Source organism: Microbacterium sp. T32 (genome assembly GCF_001619615.1).
Lineage (GTDB): Bacteria > Actinomycetota > Actinomycetes > Actinomycetales > Microbacteriaceae > Microbacterium.
Genome location: NZ_LQQP01000034.1, coordinates 36,181 through 55,377, shown reverse-complemented (window position 1 = coordinate 55,377; position 19,197 = coordinate 36,181). Strand labels below are relative to the sequence as shown.

At 70.9% G+C, this 19,197-nt stretch carries 14 protein-coding genes; all 14 read left to right on the top strand.

Annotated elements, in window-relative coordinates:
* Window positions 1–2 precede the first annotated feature (2 nt).
* Entirely contained in the window at window positions 3–413 is a 411-nt protein-coding gene (gene nusB, locus AVW09_RS14340; RefSeq protein ID WP_063258711.1) for a transcription antitermination factor NusB, read from the top strand.
* A gap of 202 nt (window positions 414–615) precedes the next feature.
* On the top strand, window positions 616–3,564 hold the full coding sequence (locus AVW09_RS14335) for a DEAD/DEAH box helicase (protein ID WP_063258710.1): 2,949 nt from the start codon (window positions 616–618) through the stop codon (window positions 3,562–3,564).
* A gap of 100 nt (window positions 3,565–3,664) precedes the next feature.
* Window positions 3,665–5,239 (top strand): MBL fold metallo-hydrolase, encoded by a 1,575-nt coding sequence (locus tag AVW09_RS14330; protein ID WP_063258709.1) that lies wholly within the window; start codon window positions 3,665–3,667, stop codon window positions 5,237–5,239.
* Between the two features lie 311 nt (window positions 5,240–5,550).
* Window positions 5,551–7,752: an RNA polymerase recycling motor ATPase HelR gene (gene helR / locus AVW09_RS14325; RefSeq protein WP_063258708.1), complete on the top strand. Its 2,202-nt coding sequence runs from the start codon at window positions 5,551–5,553 to the stop codon at window positions 7,750–7,752.
* 241 nt (window positions 7,753–7,993) lie between these two features.
* Window positions 7,994–8,524 carry a bifunctional pyr operon transcriptional regulator/uracil phosphoribosyltransferase PyrR gene (gene pyrR, locus AVW09_RS14320; RefSeq protein WP_063258707.1) on the top strand — a complete coding sequence of 177 codons (531 nt, stop codon included), beginning with the start codon at window positions 7,994–7,996 and terminating at the stop codon, window positions 8,522–8,524.
* A complete protein-coding gene (locus AVW09_RS14315; protein WP_063258706.1) occupies window positions 8,521–9,489 on the top strand; it encodes an aspartate carbamoyltransferase catalytic subunit in 969 nt (322 codons plus the stop codon). Before pyrR ends, AVW09_RS14315 begins: the two co-directional genes overlap by 4 nt.
* Entirely contained in the window at window positions 9,486–10,808 is a 1,323-nt protein-coding gene (locus tag AVW09_RS14310; RefSeq protein WP_063258705.1) for a dihydroorotase, read from the top strand. Before AVW09_RS14315 ends, AVW09_RS14310 begins: the two co-directional genes overlap by 4 nt.
* Complete coding sequence (locus AVW09_RS14305; protein ID WP_063258704.1) at window positions 10,805–11,305, top strand: PH-like domain-containing protein; 501 nt, start codon at window positions 10,805–10,807, stop codon at window positions 11,303–11,305. The genes AVW09_RS14310 and AVW09_RS14305 overlap by 4 nt, the downstream gene beginning before the upstream one ends.
* Window positions 11,302–12,474, top strand: coding sequence for a glutamine-hydrolyzing carbamoyl-phosphate synthase small subunit (gene carA / locus AVW09_RS14300; RefSeq protein WP_063258703.1), 1,173 nt, complete (start codon window positions 11,302–11,304; stop codon window positions 12,472–12,474). Before AVW09_RS14305 ends, carA begins: the two co-directional genes overlap by 4 nt.
* Window positions 12,467–15,754, top strand: coding sequence for a carbamoyl-phosphate synthase large subunit (gene carB, locus AVW09_RS14295; protein WP_063258702.1), 3,288 nt, complete (start codon window positions 12,467–12,469; stop codon window positions 15,752–15,754). Before carA ends, carB begins: the two co-directional genes overlap by 8 nt.
* Window positions 15,751–16,611: an orotidine-5'-phosphate decarboxylase gene (gene pyrF / locus AVW09_RS14290; RefSeq protein ID WP_063258701.1), complete on the top strand. Its 861-nt coding sequence runs from the start codon at window positions 15,751–15,753 to the stop codon at window positions 16,609–16,611. The genes carB and pyrF overlap by 4 nt, the downstream gene beginning before the upstream one ends.
* Window positions 16,604–17,518 carry a guanylate kinase gene (gmk, locus tag AVW09_RS14285; RefSeq protein WP_063258700.1) on the top strand — a complete coding sequence of 305 codons (915 nt, stop codon included), beginning with the start codon at window positions 16,604–16,606 and terminating at the stop codon, window positions 17,516–17,518. Before pyrF ends, gmk begins: the two co-directional genes overlap by 8 nt.
* A gap of 68 nt (window positions 17,519–17,586) precedes the next feature.
* Complete coding sequence (gene rpoZ, locus AVW09_RS14280) at window positions 17,587–17,841, top strand: DNA-directed RNA polymerase subunit omega (RefSeq protein ID WP_055837405.1); 255 nt, start codon at window positions 17,587–17,589, stop codon at window positions 17,839–17,841.
* A gap of 106 nt (window positions 17,842–17,947) precedes the next feature.
* Window positions 17,948–19,141 (top strand): methionine adenosyltransferase, encoded by a 1,194-nt coding sequence (metK, locus tag AVW09_RS14275; protein WP_063258699.1) that lies wholly within the window; start codon window positions 17,948–17,950, stop codon window positions 19,139–19,141.
* The last annotated feature ends 56 nt before the right edge of the window (window positions 19,142–19,197 follow it).

Sequence of the window (19,197 nt, the reverse complement as noted above, 5' to 3'; positions counted from 1 at the left end):
CCTTGAGCGCCCGTAGCAAGGCGCGCAAGCGCGCGCTCGACATCCTTTTCCAGGCCGACGTCCGCGGCGAGGAACTTCCCGTGATGCTCGCGGTCGAGGCGAAGCGCGCCGCGTCCGAGCCCGACCGCCAGGCGTCGTGGCTGTACGCCCGTGACATCGTCGACGGCGTGATCGACAACCGCGAGGCGATCGACGAGCAGATCACGACGTTCGCGAAGGACTGGTCGCTGCAGCGCATGCCCGCCGTCGACCGCGCTCTGTTGCGCATCGGCGCGTGGGAGATCCTGTACAACGACGAGGTGCCCACCGCCGTCGCGATCGACGAGGCCGTGGAGCTCGCGAAGGAGTTCTCGACCGACGACTCCGGCTCGTTCGTGCACGGCGTCCTCGCCCGGATCGCCCGCTCGTCCTGATCCCCACCGACGTGTTCCGACGCGGCCCGCGTTCCTCGCGGGTCGCGTCGTTGCGTTCGCGGGTGGGGTCGTGGCGCGTGGAGGACGCTTCGGGCGCGTTGAGTGTCCAAGACACGCGGATAGGGCGGCGTCGCATCCGCGTGTCTTGGACACTGAAGCAGCGCACGGTGCCCATGTCGGTGCCCCCTGTCAGGATCACCGCATGAGCACCTGGCGCGGCCTCCTGCCCGACGCCGAGCGCCCCGGCTTCGACGCGCTCGCGCTCGGCATCGAGCTGCGCCAGCGCGAGGCGTACGACCCCGGGCGGTGGGAGGCCCGGTCCGTCGACCCGGTCACGCCCCGCATGCTCGCGCGGCGGCAGGACGAACTGCAGCTCGTCGCCCGACCGCTCGTGCGCGGTGCGCGCGACACCTGGATCCGAGCGGATGCCACGTGGGACGCGGTCCGTCGATCCACCGGCCGCTTCGACCCGGCGCACATCGGCTGGTTCGCCGAGCTCCACGCCCTCGCGCAGGCGATGCGCACGACCGGACCGTTCGTCGCCGCAAGCGACACCGTCGCCCTCGACGCGATCGCGTCGCCCCTGCTCTGGCCGCACCTGCGCGCGGCGGCGGGGCTCGGCATCCCGTTGGTTCCGATGCACCCGCAGCAGAGCGTGCACCTCGCGTCGGAGGGGACGGCGCGCGTGTCGGTCGAGACCGCGTCCGGCGGAGGACTGCGTCTCGCGGCGGCGATCGAGATCGACGGACGAGCCGTGGATGCCACGCACGTGCGGCCCCTGGGCACGGCGGGGATCTTCTCGTTCGAGGTCGACCGCGACCCGATCCCGCTGGTCCTGAGTCCGGTCGCGCTGCCCGAGCCCCTGTCGGCCTTGCTGAGCAAGGGTCCGGTCGTCGTGCCGGCCGAGGACGCGGGGGAGTTCCTCGCCGACGCTTACCCGCGGCTCGCGCGGCGGGTTCCGCTCGCCGTGGCGCCGGGCGTCCCGGCGCCTCCTCCGCCGCGGCCGACGCTCGAGGTCACCGTGTCGTACCGCGACGACGAATCCGTCGAGTACGTGCTCGACTGGGTGTACCCGGGCGGCATCCGCGCGGCCTACGGAACGCCGGCCGACCACGAGCGCGACTCCCGCGCCGAGGGCGAGATCGCGGGCCGGGTGGAAACGACGTGGACCGAGCGCGCCGATCTGCCGGTCAACGCCCGTGAGGTGCTGCGCGACGCGGACGCCGCCGCGTTCGCGACGCGGGTGCTTCCGGCCCTCGACGTCCTCGACGATGTGCGCGTGGTCACGCGCGGAACCGTCCCGGCGTTCCGCGAGCTGCGCGGCGACCCGTCGCTCACGATCACCGCGGTGCCGTCGCCTGACCGCGACTGGTTCGACCTCGGCATCGTCGTCGTGATCGACGGCCGGACGATCCCGTTCGGCACGCTCTTCAGCGCGCTCTCGCGCGGCCGCACGCGCATCAAGCTCTCCGACGGCGCGTGGTTCTCGCTCGCGCATCCGTCGCTGCAACGCCTCCGGGATCTGCTCGAGGAAGCCGCCGAGCTCGACGAATGGGAGACGGGCCCGCGCATCCCGCGTCGACACCTCGCCTTGTGGAGCGATTTCGAGGACCTGGCCGACGCGTCCACCGCCGCGGTCGAGTGGCGCGACCTCGCGCGAGCGCTGCGGGACGCGGCATCCGTTCCCGCCCTCGAGACGCCCGCCGGCTTCCGCGCCGAACTCCGGCCGTACCAGCGCGAGGGGCTCGCGTGGCTCGCGCTGCTGCACGCGCACCGACTCGGTGGCATCCTCGCCGACGACATGGGTCTCGGAAAGACCGTGCAGATCCTCGCGCTCATCGCGCACGCCCGAGCGACGGGGGAGCGGCGGCCGTGGCTCGTCGTCGCGCCGACGTCGGTGCTGCCGACGTGGGGCGCGGAGGCGGCCCGCTTCGCGCCCGACCTGCGCGTCGTGACGGTCGAGGCGACCTCCGTGCGGCGCACGCGGACGATCGCGCAGCTTGCCGACGGCGCCGACCTCGTGGTCGCACCGTACGGCGTCGTGCGCACGGACGACGCCGAGTTCGGCGTTCCCGCGTGGGCCGGGGTGGTGCTCGACGAAGCCCAGTTCGTGAAGAACCCGGCGACACGCATCCACCGCGCCGTCGCCGCGCTGCGCGCCGACTCGGTCTTCGCGGTCACCGGCACCCCGATCGAGAACGGCCTCGACGACCTGTGGGCGCTGCTGGCGCTCGTGGCGCCCGGGTTGTACCCGTCGGCGCGGCGATTCCGCGAGGAGTACGTCCGCGCGATCGAGCAGCTGCCGTCCGACGCCCCGACCGAGCTGTCGGTCGCCGCGGCCGAGGCGCACCGCCGCGGCAGCCTCGCTCGCCTGCGCTCGCGCGTGCGACCGTTCCTGCTGCGCCGCACGAAAGACGTCGTGGCCGCCGACCTGCCGCCGAAGCAGGAACAGACGATCGCCGTCCCCCTCACGCCCGCGCACCGCGAGCTGTACGACCGCGTGCTGCAGCGCGAGCGGCAGAAGGTGCTGGGGCTCCTCGACGACCTCGACCGGCAGCGGTTCATCGTGTTCCGCTCGATCACGCTGCTGCGCATGCTCGCGCTCGCGCCCGGCCTCATCGACGAGCGCGACGCGCACCTGGGATCGGCGAAGCTCGACGTCCTGCTCGAACGTCTGGTCGAGGTGGCATCCGAGGGTCATCGTGCGCTGGTGTTCAGCCAGTTCACGTCGTTCCTCGATCTCGCGGCGGAACGCCTGGATGCCGCGGGCCTCGCCTACGCGCACCTCGACGGCTCGACCTCCCGGCGCGGCGAGGTCGTCGAGGGGTTCCGCGGGGGAGACGCCCCCGTGTTCCTCATCAGCCTGAAGGCCGGCGGCTTCGGCCTGACGCTCGTGGAGGCCGAGTATGTGTTCCTCCTGGACCCGTGGTGGAACCCCGCCGCCGAGGCGCAGGCCATCGACCGCACCCACCGCATCGGGCAGACGAACAGCGTCTTCGTCTACCGCCTCATCGCCGCGGGCACCGTGGAAGAGAAGGTGCTCGAACTGCAGCAGCGCAAGGCCGCCCTCTCGCGCGCGGTGCTCGACGACGGCGAGGCGTTCGCGAACGCGCTGGACGCCGACGACATCCGGGGGATCCTCGGCGGCTGAGGCGCCGGCGCGGCGCCGCCGGCACGCGAAGCCGCCGCGCCCACCCTGCGCACAGCAGACCCCCGCGTAGACTCGATAAGTTCTCACGGACAGGAGCGATATGAAGATCACCGGCCTCGGCCACGCGGGAATGTTCATCGAGACCGCGGGCGGCAGCATCCTCTGCGACCCCGTGATCGGTCCGAGCTTCTTCGGCTCGTGGTTCCCGTTCCCCGACAACCGCGCGCTCGACTGGGAGCGGTTCGGCAAGGCCGACTTCCTCTACATCTCGCACCGCCACCGCGATCACTTCGACCCGGCCACGCTGGAGCGCTACGTCTCGAAGGACATCCGGGTCCTGCTGCCCGAGTACCCGACCGACGACCTCGAGCAGGACCTCATCGCCCTCGGCTACACGAACCTCGTCCGCACCGAGGCGGGGGTGCCGCTGCAGTTCGGCGACCTGAAGCTCATGGTCACGCCGCTCCGCGCCCCCTCGGACGGACCCATCGGCGATTCCTCGCTGTCGGTCGATGACGGCACGGCATCCATCCTGAATCAGAACGACTCGCACCCCCTCGACCTCGAGAAGCTCTTCGACTTCGGCAAGCCCGACGCGTACTTCACCCAGGTCTCGGGGGCGATCTGGTGGCCCATGGTCTACGACCTGCCCCAGGACGCCAAGCAGAACTTCGCGCAGCTCAAGCGCGACGCGCAGAACAAGCGCGCGATGTACTACATCGAGAAGGTGGATGCCGCGCACGTCTTCCCCATGGCGGGCCCGCCGATGTTCCTGCGCGAAGCGCTGTTCCGTTACAACGGCACGGGCCTCGAGAACGACTCGATCTTCACCGATCAGCGAGAGTTCCTCGCCCACATGAAGGAGCTGCGCCCCGATCAGCAGGGCCACTTGTTCCTCCCCGGCACCGAGGTCGAGGTGCAGGGCTCTGACGTGACCGTCACGCAGACTCTCTTCACGGATGCCGAGATCGACCGGATCTTCGGCGACAAGTGGGACTACCTCGCCGAGCAGCGCGACAGCCGCCAGGCCGAGATCCAGGCGGAGGAGGCATCCCGTGCCGAGATCATCCCGCCGGCCGAGATGCTCGCGGCGCTGAAGGAGTGGTGGGAGCCGCTGCTGCGTCGCGCCCGCACGATCCGCAACGGCGTGGGCGGCATGGTGCGGTTCCGCATCGGCGAGCTCGACATGGTCGTGGATTTCCCCAAGGCGAAGCTCCGCGAGTACGCCGGCGAGGAGTGCATCTACTGGTACACGATCCCCGCCGACCTCGTGTCGACGAACATCCGTGATCACGAGATCGACTGGTCGAACTCGATCTTCCTGTCGATGCAGTTCGAGGTGGGCCGGTCGGGCAAGTTCAACGAGTTCCTCACGACGTTCCTCAAGTGCCTGTCGCGTGACCGCATCGAGTATGTCGAGAACTGGTACGCCGAGCAGTCCGACCAGACCGAGGATGCCGAGATCGACGGCTGGACCGTCCAGCGCCGGTGCCCGCACCTGCGCGCCGACCTCACCAAGACCGGCAAGATCCAGGACGGCGTCCTCACGTGCTCGCTGCACGACTGGAAGTGGGACCTCGCCTCCGGCCGCTGCCTGACGACCACGGGTCACCCGATCCGTTCGACGCCGTCGGGCCTGGCGAAGGAGAAGGCCGCGGAGGTCGCCGCCGGCTGAGTCGCCGCGGAGTCACCAAACGTCGCGGCACCGGGACGCGCGAACGCCCACGTGAGCGGAGACGTCGCGGCGCGGACCGCGGGAAGGCCCACGTGAGCGGAGGAGATTCCGCCGGGGGAGGACCGCATTCGCGGCATCCATCCTCCGTCGCCCGGATCCCCTCCCGTCGCGGGGGCGGCCCGTCAGGCGAGGGCAGAACCGGGACCCCCTTCCCCTTCCATTATCGCGCCCGACCCCGGGCTTGCCGCAAGGCCCCCTCTGTGATGCAAAATCGCAGGTCGCGCACGCTTTCTGGCGCACAAGGGGGATTCATGCACACGAACACGAGCCCGTTTGCTCTGCCCGAGCGACTGCACGACAAGGCCGCGCTCATCGGCGACGACGCGCAGCGATTCGCCGCGATCGCGGCAGCCCTCGCCGCCGAGGGGGAGCGGGTCGAGCTCCGACTCGCCGCGCTGCGTCGGGAGCACGCGGGCGGTCAGCGCGCCCTCGAACGCGACCTCGAGGTGCAGCAGCTGTCGACACGGCTCCGCGTCCTCCGCCGCTTCGGCCTCGACGCCTGCATCGGCCGGATGGTCGATGAGACCGGCACGGTGACGTACGTCGGCCGGTTCGGGATCGTGGATGCCACGGGCGAACGGCTCCTGCTGGACTGGCGGGCCCTGGCATCCCGTCCCTTCTTCGCGGCGACGGCCGCGCACCCGGAGGGGCTCCGGAGCCGCCGGCGCTACCGCTGGCGCGCGGGACGGATCGTGGACTTCTGGGACGAGGTCTTCGGCGACGGCCCCGACGCGGGGGCGGCGCTCGACGACCAGTCGGCGTTCATCGCGAGCCTGGGCGCCAGTCGATCGCCCAAGATGCGCGACGTTCTCGCGACGATCCAGACCGATCAGGATGCCATCATCCGCGCGCACGCCCGCGGAGCGCTCGTCGTCGACGGCGGTCCGGGGACGGGGAAGACCGTCGTCGCGCTGCATCGTGCGGCGTACCTGCTCTACTCGGACCCGCGGATGCAGGGGGAGAGTGAAGGGCTGCTCTTCGTCGGACCGCACCGCCCGTACGTCGATTACGTGGACGACGTTCTGCCCGGCCTCGGCGAGGAGGGCGCCCTCGTCTGTGCGGTGAACGACCTCGCGGGGGAGGAGCGTGTGAACCCCGAACCCGATCCGCGCCTTCGCCGCGTGCTCGGCGACGGTCGCATGATCGACGCGGTCGGCGCCGCCGTGCGGCGGTGGCAGCGTCCGCCGACCCGGAGCACGCCCGTGGACACCGCGTGGGGCACCGTCGTCGTCGACGCGGCCGAGTGGGCGGAGCTCTTCGAGGGCGTCGGTGTCGTCAGCCACAACGAGCTGCGGACGCGCGCGTGGGAGCGGCTGCTCACGCTGCTCGAGGAACGCGTCGACGACGAGCTGCGCGGAGGTGCGACCGACGCATGGGACGAAGGGTGGGGTGAGGCCTCCCGCTCGCGCGACGACTTCGACGCCTACGGCTCGGACTGGGACGAGGACGAATCCCCGCGCGAAGCGCTCGAGAACGACGACGACCTACGGGCGATGTTCGACGGCGCGTGGCCGCTTCTCGACCCGGATGCCGTACTCCGGGGGCTCCTCTCGAACGCGGCCCTGCTCCGCCGGTGCGCGCCGTGGCTCGCAGCCGACGACTTCACGGCGCTCGTCGCCCGCGGAGTGCCGGAGACCTGGACCGAGGCCGACCTGCCGCTGCTCGACGCCGCCCGCCAGGAGGTGGGCGATCCGCGCCGGGAAGCCGCGGAGCGTCGGGCGCGGCGGGAAGCTGCGGAAGAGCGGCGGATGATGTCCGACGTCGTGACCGACCTCATCGCGGCCGACGACGGCGACATGCGGGTGATGTCGATGCTGCGCGGGCAGGACCTCCGCCGGACGCTCGAGAGGCCCGCGGCATCCATCCTCGATCCCTTCGCCGGCCCGTTCGCCCACGTCATCGTCGACGAAGCGCAGGAACTCACCGACGCGCAGTGGCGCATGCTGCTGCGACGCTGCCCGTCCGGGAGCCTCACGATCGTGGGCGACCGCGCCCAGGCGCGCCACGGCTTCACCGAGTCGTGGGAGGACCGGCTCGCGCGGGTGGGCGTCGAACGGGTGCGGACCGCGACGCTGCACGTGAACTACCGCACCCCGGGGGAGGTGATGGATGCCGCGGCCCCGGTGATCCGCGCCGTGCTGCCCGACGCGAACGTGCCGGAGTCCATCCGACGGACGGGCGTTCCCGTGGAGTACGGCGCGCGCTCCGACCTCGCCGAAATCGTCGCCGCGTGGGAGCGGGAAGCCACCGAGGGGACCGCGGTGGTGATCGGCGCCCCGGAGTTCGCGCCGCGCGAGCGGGTCTCGTCGCTCGACCCGCAGCGCGTGAAGGGGCTGGAGTTCGACCTCGTCGTCCTCGTCGAGCCCTCTCGCGTTGGGGATGGGATCACGGGCGCGGTGGATCGCTACGTCGCGATGACCCGCGCGACGCAGCGGCTCGTCGTGCTGGAGTAGCCGGCCACGGCTGCGGCGGTGAGCGGAGGAGATCCGGGCACCGGAGGACCGAAACCGCGGCATCCATCCTCCGCCCGCCGAATCTCCTCCCGGCGCGCGGGCTGCTCCGTCGCCATACGTCCGCGCCACCCCTCCTGCACAGCCCGGCACACCCGGCATCCGTCATCCACACCCGCTACACTCGGTACAGAACCACGGCAACCTTTAACCCCGTCCTGTGAGGCGGAGAAGGGAGCAGCGGATGAGTACGCGCACCGTCATGCACGATGCCGACGTCGCCCGCGCTTTGACGCGCATCTCGCACGAGATCCTGGAGTCCAATAAAGGGCCGGAAGGACTCGTCCTCCTCGGGATCCCGACTCGCGGTGTCACCCTCGCCGATCGCATCGCGCCGCTGATCAGCGAGTTCGGGGGAGCGGCCGTCCCGGTCGGCGCCCTCGACGTGACGATGTACCGCGACGATCTGCACCGCAATCCCACGCGGGCGCCGCAGGCGACGCGCATCCCCGCGGGTGGCATCGACGGCAAGGTCGTCGTGCTGGTCGACGACGTGCTGTTCTCGGGTCGCAGCATCCGGGCCGCGCTCGACGCGCTGCAGGACATCGGGCGCCCCGCCGCCGTGCGACTGGCGACGCTGATCGATCGCGGCCACCGCGAGCTGCCGATCCGCCCCGACTTCGTCGGCAAGAACCTCCCGTCCGCCCGCGACGAGCGCGTGAACGTGCGTCTCGCCGAGGTCGACGGCATCGAGGAGGTGACGATCGAATCATGAGGCACCTCCTCGACACCCAGCACCTCACTCGCGCCGAAGCGCTGGAGATCCTCGACGTCGCCGAAGACATGGCCGACACGCAGCGCCGTGAGGTCAAGAAGCTGCCGACGCTCCGCGGCAAGACCGTGGTGAACCTCTTCTTCGAGGACTCCACCCGCACCCGCATCTCGTTCGAGGCCGCCGCCAAGCGCCTGAGCGCCGACGTCATCAACTTCTCCGCGAAGGGCTCGAGCGTCAGCAAGGGCGAGTCGCTCCAGGACACCGCGCAGACCCTCCAGGCGATGGGGGCGGATGCCGTCGTCATCCGCCACGGCGCGTCCGGGGCTCCGCGCACCCTCGCCACCAGCGGCTGGATCACCGCGGGAGTGGTGAACGCCGGCGACGGGACGCACGAGCACCCGACGCAGGCGCTGCTCGACGCCTTTACGATCCGCAAGCGCCTGTTCGGCGACGACAGCCGCGGGCGCGGGCTGGACGGCATCCGGGTCACGATCGTCGGCGACGTACTGCACTCACGTGTCGCGCGCTCGAACGTGTGGCTGCTGCACACGCTCGGCGCCCACGTCACGCTCGTCGCGCCGCCGACGCTGGTGCCGCAGGACGTCAGCGGCTGGCCGGTCGAGGTCGAGTACGACCTGGACCGCGGGATCGCGACCGGTCCCGACGCGCTCATGATGCTCCGCATTCAACTCGAGCGGATGAGCGCCGCGTATTTCCCGACTGAACGGGAGTATTCCCGCCGCTACGGTCTCGACGCGCGGCGCCTGGACGCGCTGCCGGACGGTAGCATCGTTCTACACCCCGGCCCGATGAATCGCGGTCTGGAGATCTCCGCCGAAGCCGCCGACTCGCCGCGCTCGACGGTTCTCGAGCAAGTCGCGAACGGCGTCTCCGTGCGCATGGCCGTGCTGTACCTGCTGCTGGCGGGCGCGCGGACCGACTCCGAGAAAGAGGACCTTCGATGAGCCACGCCCCCTCCCACACCCTCCTGGTGCGCGGCGCGCGGATCGAAGGTCGGGATGCCACCGACCTCCTCGTCCGCGACGGCGTCATCGCCGAGACCGGAACCGGCCTCTCGCAGGCCGGAGCGACGGTCGTGGATGCCGACGGGCTCATCGCCCTCCCCGGACTCGTCGACCTGCACGTGCACCTGCGCGAGCCCGGGTACGAGGCATCCGAGACCGTCGCCACCGGATCCCGCGCCGCCGCAGCCGGCGGCTTCACCACCGTCTTCGCGATGCCGAACACGTCGCCCGTCGCCGATACGGCCGGAGTCGTCGAGCAGGAGCTCGCACTCGGCGAAGCCGCGGGCTACGTCCACGTGCAGCCGATCGGCGCCGTGACGGTCGGGCAGAAGGGCCAGCGCCTCGCCGAGCTCGGCGCGATGGCCGACTCGCGCGCCCGTGTCCGCGTCTTCAGCGACGACGGCTTCTGCGTCTTCGACCCGCTCATCATGCGGCGAGCGCTGGAGTACGTGAAGGCGTTCGACGGCGTGATCGCGCAGCACGCGCAGGATCCGCGGCTCACCGAGGGCGCACAGATGAACGAGGGCGCGGTGTCCGCCGAGCTGGGGCTCGCGGGGTGGCCGGCGGTCGCCGAGGAGTCGATCATCGCGCGCGACGTGCTGCTCGCCGAGCACGTGGGCTCGCGCCTGCACGTGTGCCACCTGTCGACCGCGGGGTCGGTCGACATCATCCGCTGGGCCAAGAAGCGCGGTGTGAACGTCACCGCCGAGGTGACGCCGCACCACCTGCTGCTCACCGACGAGCTCGTGCGCGACTACGACGCGCGGTTCAAGGTGAACCCGCCGCTGCGTCGCGAGGAGGACGTGCTCGCGGTGCGCGAGGGTCTGGCCGACGGCACGATCGACATCGTCGCGACCGACCACGCGCCGCACCCCGCCGAGGCGAAGTCGTGCGAGTGGGCCGCCGCCGCGAACGGCATGGTGGGTCTCGAGAGCGCGCTGCGCGTCGTCCACCAGGCCATGGTCGAGACCGGGCTGCTGGAGTGGATCGACGTCGCCCGCGTCATGTCGCGCACGCCCGCCCGCATCGGCCGTCTCGACGGCCACGGCACTCCGCTCACCGCCGGCACCCCCGCGAGCTTCACGCTGTACGACCCGCGCCCCGCGCGCACATTCGGGCTCGGCGACCTCCGCGGTCGCAGCAAGAACTCGCCGTACCTCGGTCGCGAGCTGCCGGGCGAGATCCGCTGGACCGTGCGCTCCGGCATCCCGACCGTCGTCGACGGTGCGGTGCTCGAGGCGCCGGGGGTGCTCGCGTGACGCGCGAGGGCGCCCTGCTGGTGATGGCGGGTGTCGCCGTCGTCCTGCTGGCGGTCTTCGCCCTGGCCTGGCTCCGACGAACGCGGCGCGATGCGCGCTACTCCGCCCCGGTGGGAGAGCTTCCCGACGGCGCCGTGGAGACGGGTGTGTTCCCGGGTCTGTACGTCGCGACCACACGGCACGACGAGCCCCTGGAGCGCCTCGCGATCCGCGGCCTCGCGTTCCGCTCCCGCGTGGACGTCACGGTCACCTCGGCCGGGATCGCCCTCGACCTGCCGGGCCTGCCTCGCATCGCGCTCACCCGTGACCGCCTCGTCGACGCTGCCCTTGCCACGGTCGCCATCGACCGCGTGGTGGAGCGCGACGGCCTGACGCGCGTCAGCTGGCGCATCGACGACGACACCGTCGTCGACACCTACCTCCGACCCCAGGATGCCTCGGCCCGATCCCTCGCCGACGCCATCCGTCCGCTCATCTCGACAGGAAGCGACGCATGACCGCCCTGATCTCCCCTCCGCGCATCTCGCGCGAACCCGCCGTCCTGGTGCTGGAAGACGGCACCCGTTACCCCGGGCGCGCGTACGGCGCCCGCGGCGAGACCTTCGGCGAGGTCGTCTTCGCCACCGGCATGACCGGCTACCAGGAGACCCTCACCGACCCCTCGTACGCCGGTCAGATCGTGCTGCAGACCGCCCCGCACATCGGCAACACGGGTGTGAACGACGAAGACCCCGAGTCCCGCCGCATCTGGGTCGCCGGCTACGTGGTGCGCGACCCCTCGCGCGTCGTGTCGAACTGGCGCGCCAACCGTTCGCTCGACGATGCCCTCGTCGAGGACGGCATCGTCGGCATCTCCGGCATCGACACCCGCGCGCTCACGCGCCGCATCCGTTCGTCGGGCAGCATGCGCGGTGGCGTCTTCTCGGGCGACGCGGTGAACCTCGACGAGGACGAGCAGCTGCGCCGGGTGCTCGCCGCCCCCGGCATGGTCGGCCGCAACCTGTCCGCCGAGGTGTCGGTCACCGAGGTCGAGGTCACCCCGGCGACCGCCGAGCGCATCGGCAACCTGGCGGTGCTCGATCTGGGCGTCAAGCAGTCCACGATCGACAACCTCGCCGCCCGCGGGTTCGACGTGCACGTGTTCCCGCAGTCGGCGACGATCGACGAGATCCGCGCGATCGAGCCGGTCGCGGCGTTCTACTCCAACGGCCCGGGCGACCCGGCCGCGAGCGACCAGCACGTCGAGCTGCTCCGTGCGGTGCTCGACGAGGGCCTGCCGTTCTTCGGCATCTGCTTCGGCAACCAGCTGCTCGGCCGCGCCCTCGGCTTCGGCACGTACAAGCTGCCGTTCGGCCATCGCGGCATCAACCAGCCGGTGCTCGACAAGACCACCGGCCGCGTCGAGATCACGTCGCAGAACCACGGTTTCGCCGTCGAGGCGCCGCTGGACGCGGTCGTCGACAGCCCGCACGGCTACGGCCGCGTCGAGGTGAGCCACATCGGCCTCAACGACAACGTGGTCGAGGGCCTGCGCGCCCTCGACATCCCGGCGTTCAGCGTGCAGTACCACCCCGAGGCCGCCGCAGGTCCCCACGACGCCAACTACCTGTTCGACCGCTTCCGCGACATGGTGCTCGCGACTCAGGAGACGAAGAAGAATGCCTAAGCGCGACGACATCCGCTCCGTCCTCGTCATCGGCTCCGGCCCGATCGTCATCGGTCAGGCCTGCGAGTTCGACTACTCCGGCACCCAGGCCTGCCGCGTCCTCCGCGAGGAGGGCGTGCGCGTGATCCTCGTCAACTCGAACCCGGCGACGATCATGACCGACCCCGACTTCGCCGACGCGACGTACATCGAGCCGATCACCCCCGAGGTGATCGAGACGATCATCGCGAAGGAGAAGCCGGATGCCATCCTCCCCACGCTCGGTGGCCAGACGGCCCTGAACGCGGCCATGGCGCTCCACGACCGCGGCATCCTCGTCAAGTACGGGGTGGAGCTCATCGGCGCGAAGGTCGATGCCATCCGTAAGGGCGAGGACCGTCAGATCTTCAAGGAGCTCGTGATCGAGTCCGGCGCGGACGTCGCCGACTCGGTGATCTGCCACTCGATGGACGAGCTGCTCGCCGGCGCCGAGAAGCTGGGCTACCCGCTGGTCGTCCGCCCCTCGTTCACGATGGGCGGCCTGGGCTCGGGCTTCGCGTACGACGAGGCCGACCTCCGCCGCATCGGCGGCGCGGGTCTGCACGACTCGCCGACGCACGAGGTCCTGCTCGAGGAGTCGATCCTCGGGTGGAAGGAGTACGAGCTCGAGCTCATGCGCGACACGCACGACAACACGGTGGTGGTCTGCTCGATCGAGAACGTCGACCCCGTGGGCGTGCACACCGGTGACTCGATCACCGTCGCCCCGGCGCTCACCCTCACCGACCGCGAGTACCAGAAGATGCGTGACATCGGCATCGACATCATCCGCGCGGTGGGCGTCGACACCGGCGGCTGCAACATCCAGTTCGCCGTCGACCCCGCTACCGGCCGCATCATCGTCATCGAGATGAACCCGCGCGTCTCGCGCTCCTCGGCGCTCGCGTCGAAGGCCACGGGCTTCCCGATCGCGAAGATCGCGGCGAAGCTCGCGATCGGTTACCGCCTCGACGAGATCCCGAACGACATCACGAAGGTGACGCCGGCGAGCTTCGAGCCCACGCTCGACTACGTCGTGGTCAAGGTGCCTCGGTTCAACTTCGAGAAGTTCCCCGCCGCCGACACGACCCTCACCACCACCATGAAGTCGGTGGGCGAGGCGATGGCGATCGGCCGCAACTACACCACGGCCCTGCAGAAGGCGCTGCGCTCGCTCGAGAAGCGCGGCTCCAGCTTCCACTGGGGCGAGGAGTCGCGGTCGGTCGAGGAGCTCCTCGAGATCTCGAAGACGCCGACCGACGGCCGCATCGTCGTGCTGCAGCAGGCGCTGCGCCTCGGCGCAACGCCCGAGCAGGCATTCGAGGCGACCGCGATGGACCCCTGGTTCATCGACCAGATCGTCCTCATCAACGAGGTCGCCGAGATCATCCGCACGGCCGGCGAGCTGGATGCCGACACCCTCCGCCTCGCCAAGGAGCACGGCTTCAGCGACGTCCAGATCGCGCAGCTGCGCGGTCTCGACGAGGCCGAGGTGCGCGGCATCCGGTACGCGCTCGACGTGCGTCCGGTGTACAAGACGGTCGACACGTGCGCGGGGGAGTTCCCGGCGCTCACGCCGTACCACTACTCCAGCTACGACTGGGAGACCGAGGTCACGCCGTCCGACCGCACCAAGGTGGTCATCATCGGTTCGGGCCCGAACCGCATCGGCCAGGGCGTCGAGTTCGACTACTCGTGCGTGCACGCATCCTTCGCACTGTCGGATGCCGGCTACGAGACGATCATGGTCAACTGCAACCCCGAGACCGTGTCGACCGACTACGACACGAGCGACCGCCTGTACTTCGAGCCGCTGACGCTCGAGGACGTGCTCGAGGTGCTGCACGCCGAGAGCCGGTCCGGTGAGATCCTCGGCGTCGTCTGCCAGCTCGGCGGACAGACGCCGCTCGGCCTGGCCAAGGGCATCGAGGCCGCGGGCTACACGATCCTCGGCACCAGCCCCGAGGCGATCGACCTCGCCGAGGAGCGCGAGCTGTTCTCGCGTCTGCTCGACGACGCCGGTCTCGTCGCGCCCCGCAGCGGCACCGCGATCGACGTCGAGGGGGCCGTCACGGTCGCCGAGGAGATCGGCTACCCGGTGCTCGTGCGCCCGAGCTTCGTGCTCGGCGGCCGCGGCATGGAGATCGTGTACTCGACCGACGCGCTGCGCGACTACTTCGTCCGCGTCGCCGACCAGGCGATCATCGGCCCCGGCCTCCCGCTCCTGGTCGACCGCTTCCTCGACGACGCGATCGAGCTCGACGTCGACGCGCTGTTCGACGGCACCGACCTGTACATCGGCGGCGTCATGGAGCACCTCGAGGAAGCCGGCATCCACTCCGGCGACTCGTCCTGCACCCTGCCGCCCGTGAGCCTCGGCCGCACCGAGGTCGACCGCGTCCGCGAGGCGACCCTGGCGATCGCGCGGGGCGTCGGCGTTCGGGGCCTCCTGAACGTCCAGTTCGCGATCTCGGCCGGCGTGCTCTACGTCATCGAGGCGAACCCCCGCGCGAGCCGCACCGTGCCGTTCGTGTCCAAGGCGCTCGGCATCCCGCTCGCCAAGGCCGCCAGCCGCATCATGACCGGCACCACGATCGCCGAGCTCATCGCCGAGGGCCTGCTGCCCGAGAGCGACGGCTCGCGCGTGCCGCTCGACGCCCCGGTCGCCGTCAAGGAGGCCGTGTTGCCGTTCAAGCGGTTCCGCACGGCCGACGGCCGCACCGTGGACTCGGTGCTCGGACCCGAGATGCGCTCGACCGGCGAGGTCATGGGCATCGACCGCGACTTCCCCACGGCATTCGCGAAGTCGCAGGAGGCCGCGTACGGCGGCATGCCGACCTCGGGCACGGTGTTCATCTCCGTCGCCGACGCCGACAAGCGCGCGGTCATCCTCCCCGCCCACCGGCTGCAGGAGCTCGGCTTCAAACTCATGGCCACCCAGGGCACGGCCGAGATCCTCGCCCGCAACGGAATCCGGGTCCAGGTCGTCGAGAAGTACTCGGAGACGCAGGGCTCGGGCGAGCAGAACGTGGTCGACCTCATCAACGACGGCAAGATCGACATGATCGTCAACACGCCGAGCGGCGGAACGGCCCGCGCGGACGGGTACGAGATCCGTGCCGCGGCCGTCGCCGCCGACAAGGCGCTGTTCACGACGATGGCCGTGCTCGGTGCCGCCGTGAGTGCCCTGGGCGCGATGAAGGACGGCTTCGCGGTCCGCAGCCTCCAGGAATACGCCGTCGACCGCGCGGGTCGCCTGTGAGCGAGACGTTCGGCCAGCGCCTGGCGACAGCCCTCGAGACCCGGGGTCCGCTGTGCGTCGGCATCGACCCCCACGCCGCGCTGCTGTCGGCGTGGGGGCTGGATGCCACGCCCGAGGGCGCGCGGGAGTTCGGCCTGCGGGTGGTCGAGGCCGCCGCGGAGCGGGTCGGCGTGGTCAAACCGCAGGTCGCGTTCTACGAGCGCTACGGCTCGAGAGGCTTCGCCGCGTTGGAGGACGTGATGGCCGCGGCACGCGCCGCAGGGCTCCTCGTGATCGCCGACGCGAAGCGCGGGGACATCGGTACGACGATGGAGGGCTACGCCGCGGCGTGGCTCGAGCCCGGCTCGCCCCTGGAGGCGGATGCCGTGACCCTCACGCCCTACCTCGGCCCCGATTCGCTGCGCTCGACCCTCTCGTTCGCGGTGCGCCACGGCAAGGGTGCGTTCGTCCTCACCGCCACGAGCAACCCCGAGGCGCGGCCCGTGCAGAGCGCGATCGTCGACGACGCCCTCGCCGTCGGCGACCACGAGTACGTGGCCGCGCGCGTCGCCCACGACGTCAACGAGGCGAACATCGGCGCACCCGGCGCGCTCGGCTCGATCGGCGTCGTCGTGGGCGCCACCGTCGACCGCGCCGCGTTCGGTCTCGGCGACGTGACGCTGGCCGGGATGCCGATCCTCGCGCCCGGCTTCGGGGCGCAGGGAGCCGATCCCGCCGACCTCCGCCGCCTGTTCGGGTACGTCGCGAAGGCCGTCGTGGCCAACGAGAGCCGCAGCGTCCTCGCTGTCGGCCCCGCACGCCTCGCCGACCGGATCACCGCCCGCGCCGACCTGTACCGGGAGGCCCTGAATGGTTGATTCCCGTCGTCCGCCCGAGGTCGACCGCGCCGCGGCGTCCCGCCGCGCCGTCGCCGCCCGCCGCGAGCGCGCCGCGCTCAAGCGCGACGTGTCCACGCGCGTCATCACCCCGCAGGAGCTGCTGCGCCGTGGACTCGCCGACCCGCTGTCCGCGGCCGGCGCGATGCGCGTGACCGAGTTCCTCACCGCGATCCCCGCGATCGGGGAGAGCAAGCGCGATCGCATCCTCGCCTCGCTCGGCATCTCTGCCGTGAAGCGCCTCGGGGGTCTGGGTTCCCGCCAACGCGACGCGCTCCGCGGTTACCTCGACGCGCGATGGCCCGAGCCGGGCCCGCGCGACGGGCGCAGCCGTCTCGTCGTGCTCGCCGGTCCCACGGCCGTCGGCAAGGGCACGGTTGCCGCGTACATCAAGGAGCACTTCCCCGAGATCCACCTGTCGGTCTCGGCGACCACACGCGCGCCGCGTCCGGGTGAAGTCGACGGTGAGCACTACTACTTCGTCGACGACGCCGAGTTCGACCGGCTCGTCGCGGAGGGGGAGCTGCTGGAGTGGGCGACAGTGCACAACAGGCACCGCTACGGCACACCCCGCGAGCCCATCGAGCGCGTGCTCGCCGACGGCGGCACGGCGCTGCTGGAGATCGACCTGCAGGGCGCCCGACAGGTGCGCGCCGCCGATCCTTCGGCGACGCTCGTGTTCCTGCTGCCGCCGAGTTGGGACGAACTCGTCCAGCGCCTCGTCGGCCGTGGCACCGAGGATGCCGAGGAACGGGCGCGGCGCCTCCGCACCGCCCGCACCGAACTCGCGGCGCAGAACGAGTTCGACTACCGGGTCGTCAACGACGAGGTCGCGCGCGCCGCGGCCGAGGTGGTGGCCCTCGCCGCACGTCGCCCCGACGTCGGATAGAATACGAGGATGCTTCGGCGCCGACGGGCGCCGCATCCACCCCATCCCGCCGAACCAGGAGGTTCCCCATGGCCGGACGTGACAAGGGCATCATCGACCCGCCCATCGACGCGCTGCTCGACAAGGTCGACTCGAAGTACCAGCTCGTGATCTACGCGTCCAAGCGTGCGCGCCAGATCAACGACTACTACTCCGATCTGCACGAGGGCAACCTCTTCGACAACGTGGGCCCGCTCGTCGACTCCACCGTCGAGGACAAGCCGCTCACGATCGCTCTGCACGAGATCCACGAGGACAAGCTGCGCCTTCGCGCCGCCGAATAGTCCACAGGTGTGATCCGTTCACAGATGTGACGATGCCCCGGGCGGCTGTCCGCCGTCCGGGGCATACTTGTGCCCGTCCCCAGCCCGAAACCGACCGGGAGTCGCTTTGACCGACCTGCGCCTGTTCACGTCCGAGTCCGTCACGGAAGGACACCCCGACAAGATCTGCGACCAGATCTCCGACAGCATCCTGGATGCCATCCTCACCGAGGACCCGTCCGGGCGCGTCGCCGTCGAGACCCTCGTGACCACGGGCCTGGTTCACGTCGCGGGCGAGGTGTCCACGAGCGCCTACGTCGAGATCCCGGCGATCGTGCGCGACGTCGTCAACCGCATCGGGTACACCTCGAGCGAGACCGGCTTCGACGGCGACTCGTGCGGCGTCAGCGTGTCGATCGGCGCACAGTCCTCCGACATCGCCGCGGGCGTCAACAAGGCGTTCGAACAGCGCGAGCGCGGCTCGGTCGACCCGCGCGACCTGCAGGGCGCCGGCGACCAGGGCATCATGTTCGGTTTCGCGACGAACGAGACGCCGCAACTCATGCCGATGGCGGCCTGGACCGCGCACCGCATCGCCGAGCGCCTGGCGTCCGTTCGGAAGGACGGCACTCTGCCGTTCCTGCGCCCCGACGGCAAGACGCAGGTCACGCTGGGCTACGACGGACACACGCCGCGGACGGTCGACTCCGTCGTGCTCTCGACGCAGCACCACCCCGACATCTCGCAGGAAGAGCTGCGCGCCCTCGTGCAGGCCGAGGTCATCGACCCGGTGCTGCGCGACACGGGTCTGGATCTCCCGGACGTGCAGTACTACATCAACCCGGCGGGTCCGTTCGTGATCGGCGGCCCCAAGGGCGACGCCGGCCTCACCGGCCGCAAGATCATCATCGACACCTACGGCGGGGCCTCGCGTCACGGCGGCGGCGCCTTCAGCGGCAAAGACCCGTCCAAGGTCGACCGCTCGGCGGCGTACGCGATGCGCTGGGTCGCGAAGAACACGGTCGCGGCCGGTCTCGCCGACCGCCTCGAGGTGCAGGTCGCCTACGCGATCGGCAAGGCGAACCCCGTCGGCCTGTACGTCGAGTCCTTCGGCACGGCGCACGTCGCCGACGAGACGATCGTGAAGGCCATCCGCGAGGTGTTCGACCTGCGTCCGAAGGCGATCATCGACCAGCTCGACCTGCTCCGCCCGATCTACGCGCAGACGGCCGCGTACGGTCACTTCGGCCGCGAGCTGCCCGACTTCACGTGGGAGCGCACCGACCGCGTCGACGCGCTGCGCACCGCCGCCGGTATCTGACGTGGGGGCGCCCGCGCCGGGCGTGCACCGCGTCGCCGCTGCCCTGGCATCCCGTG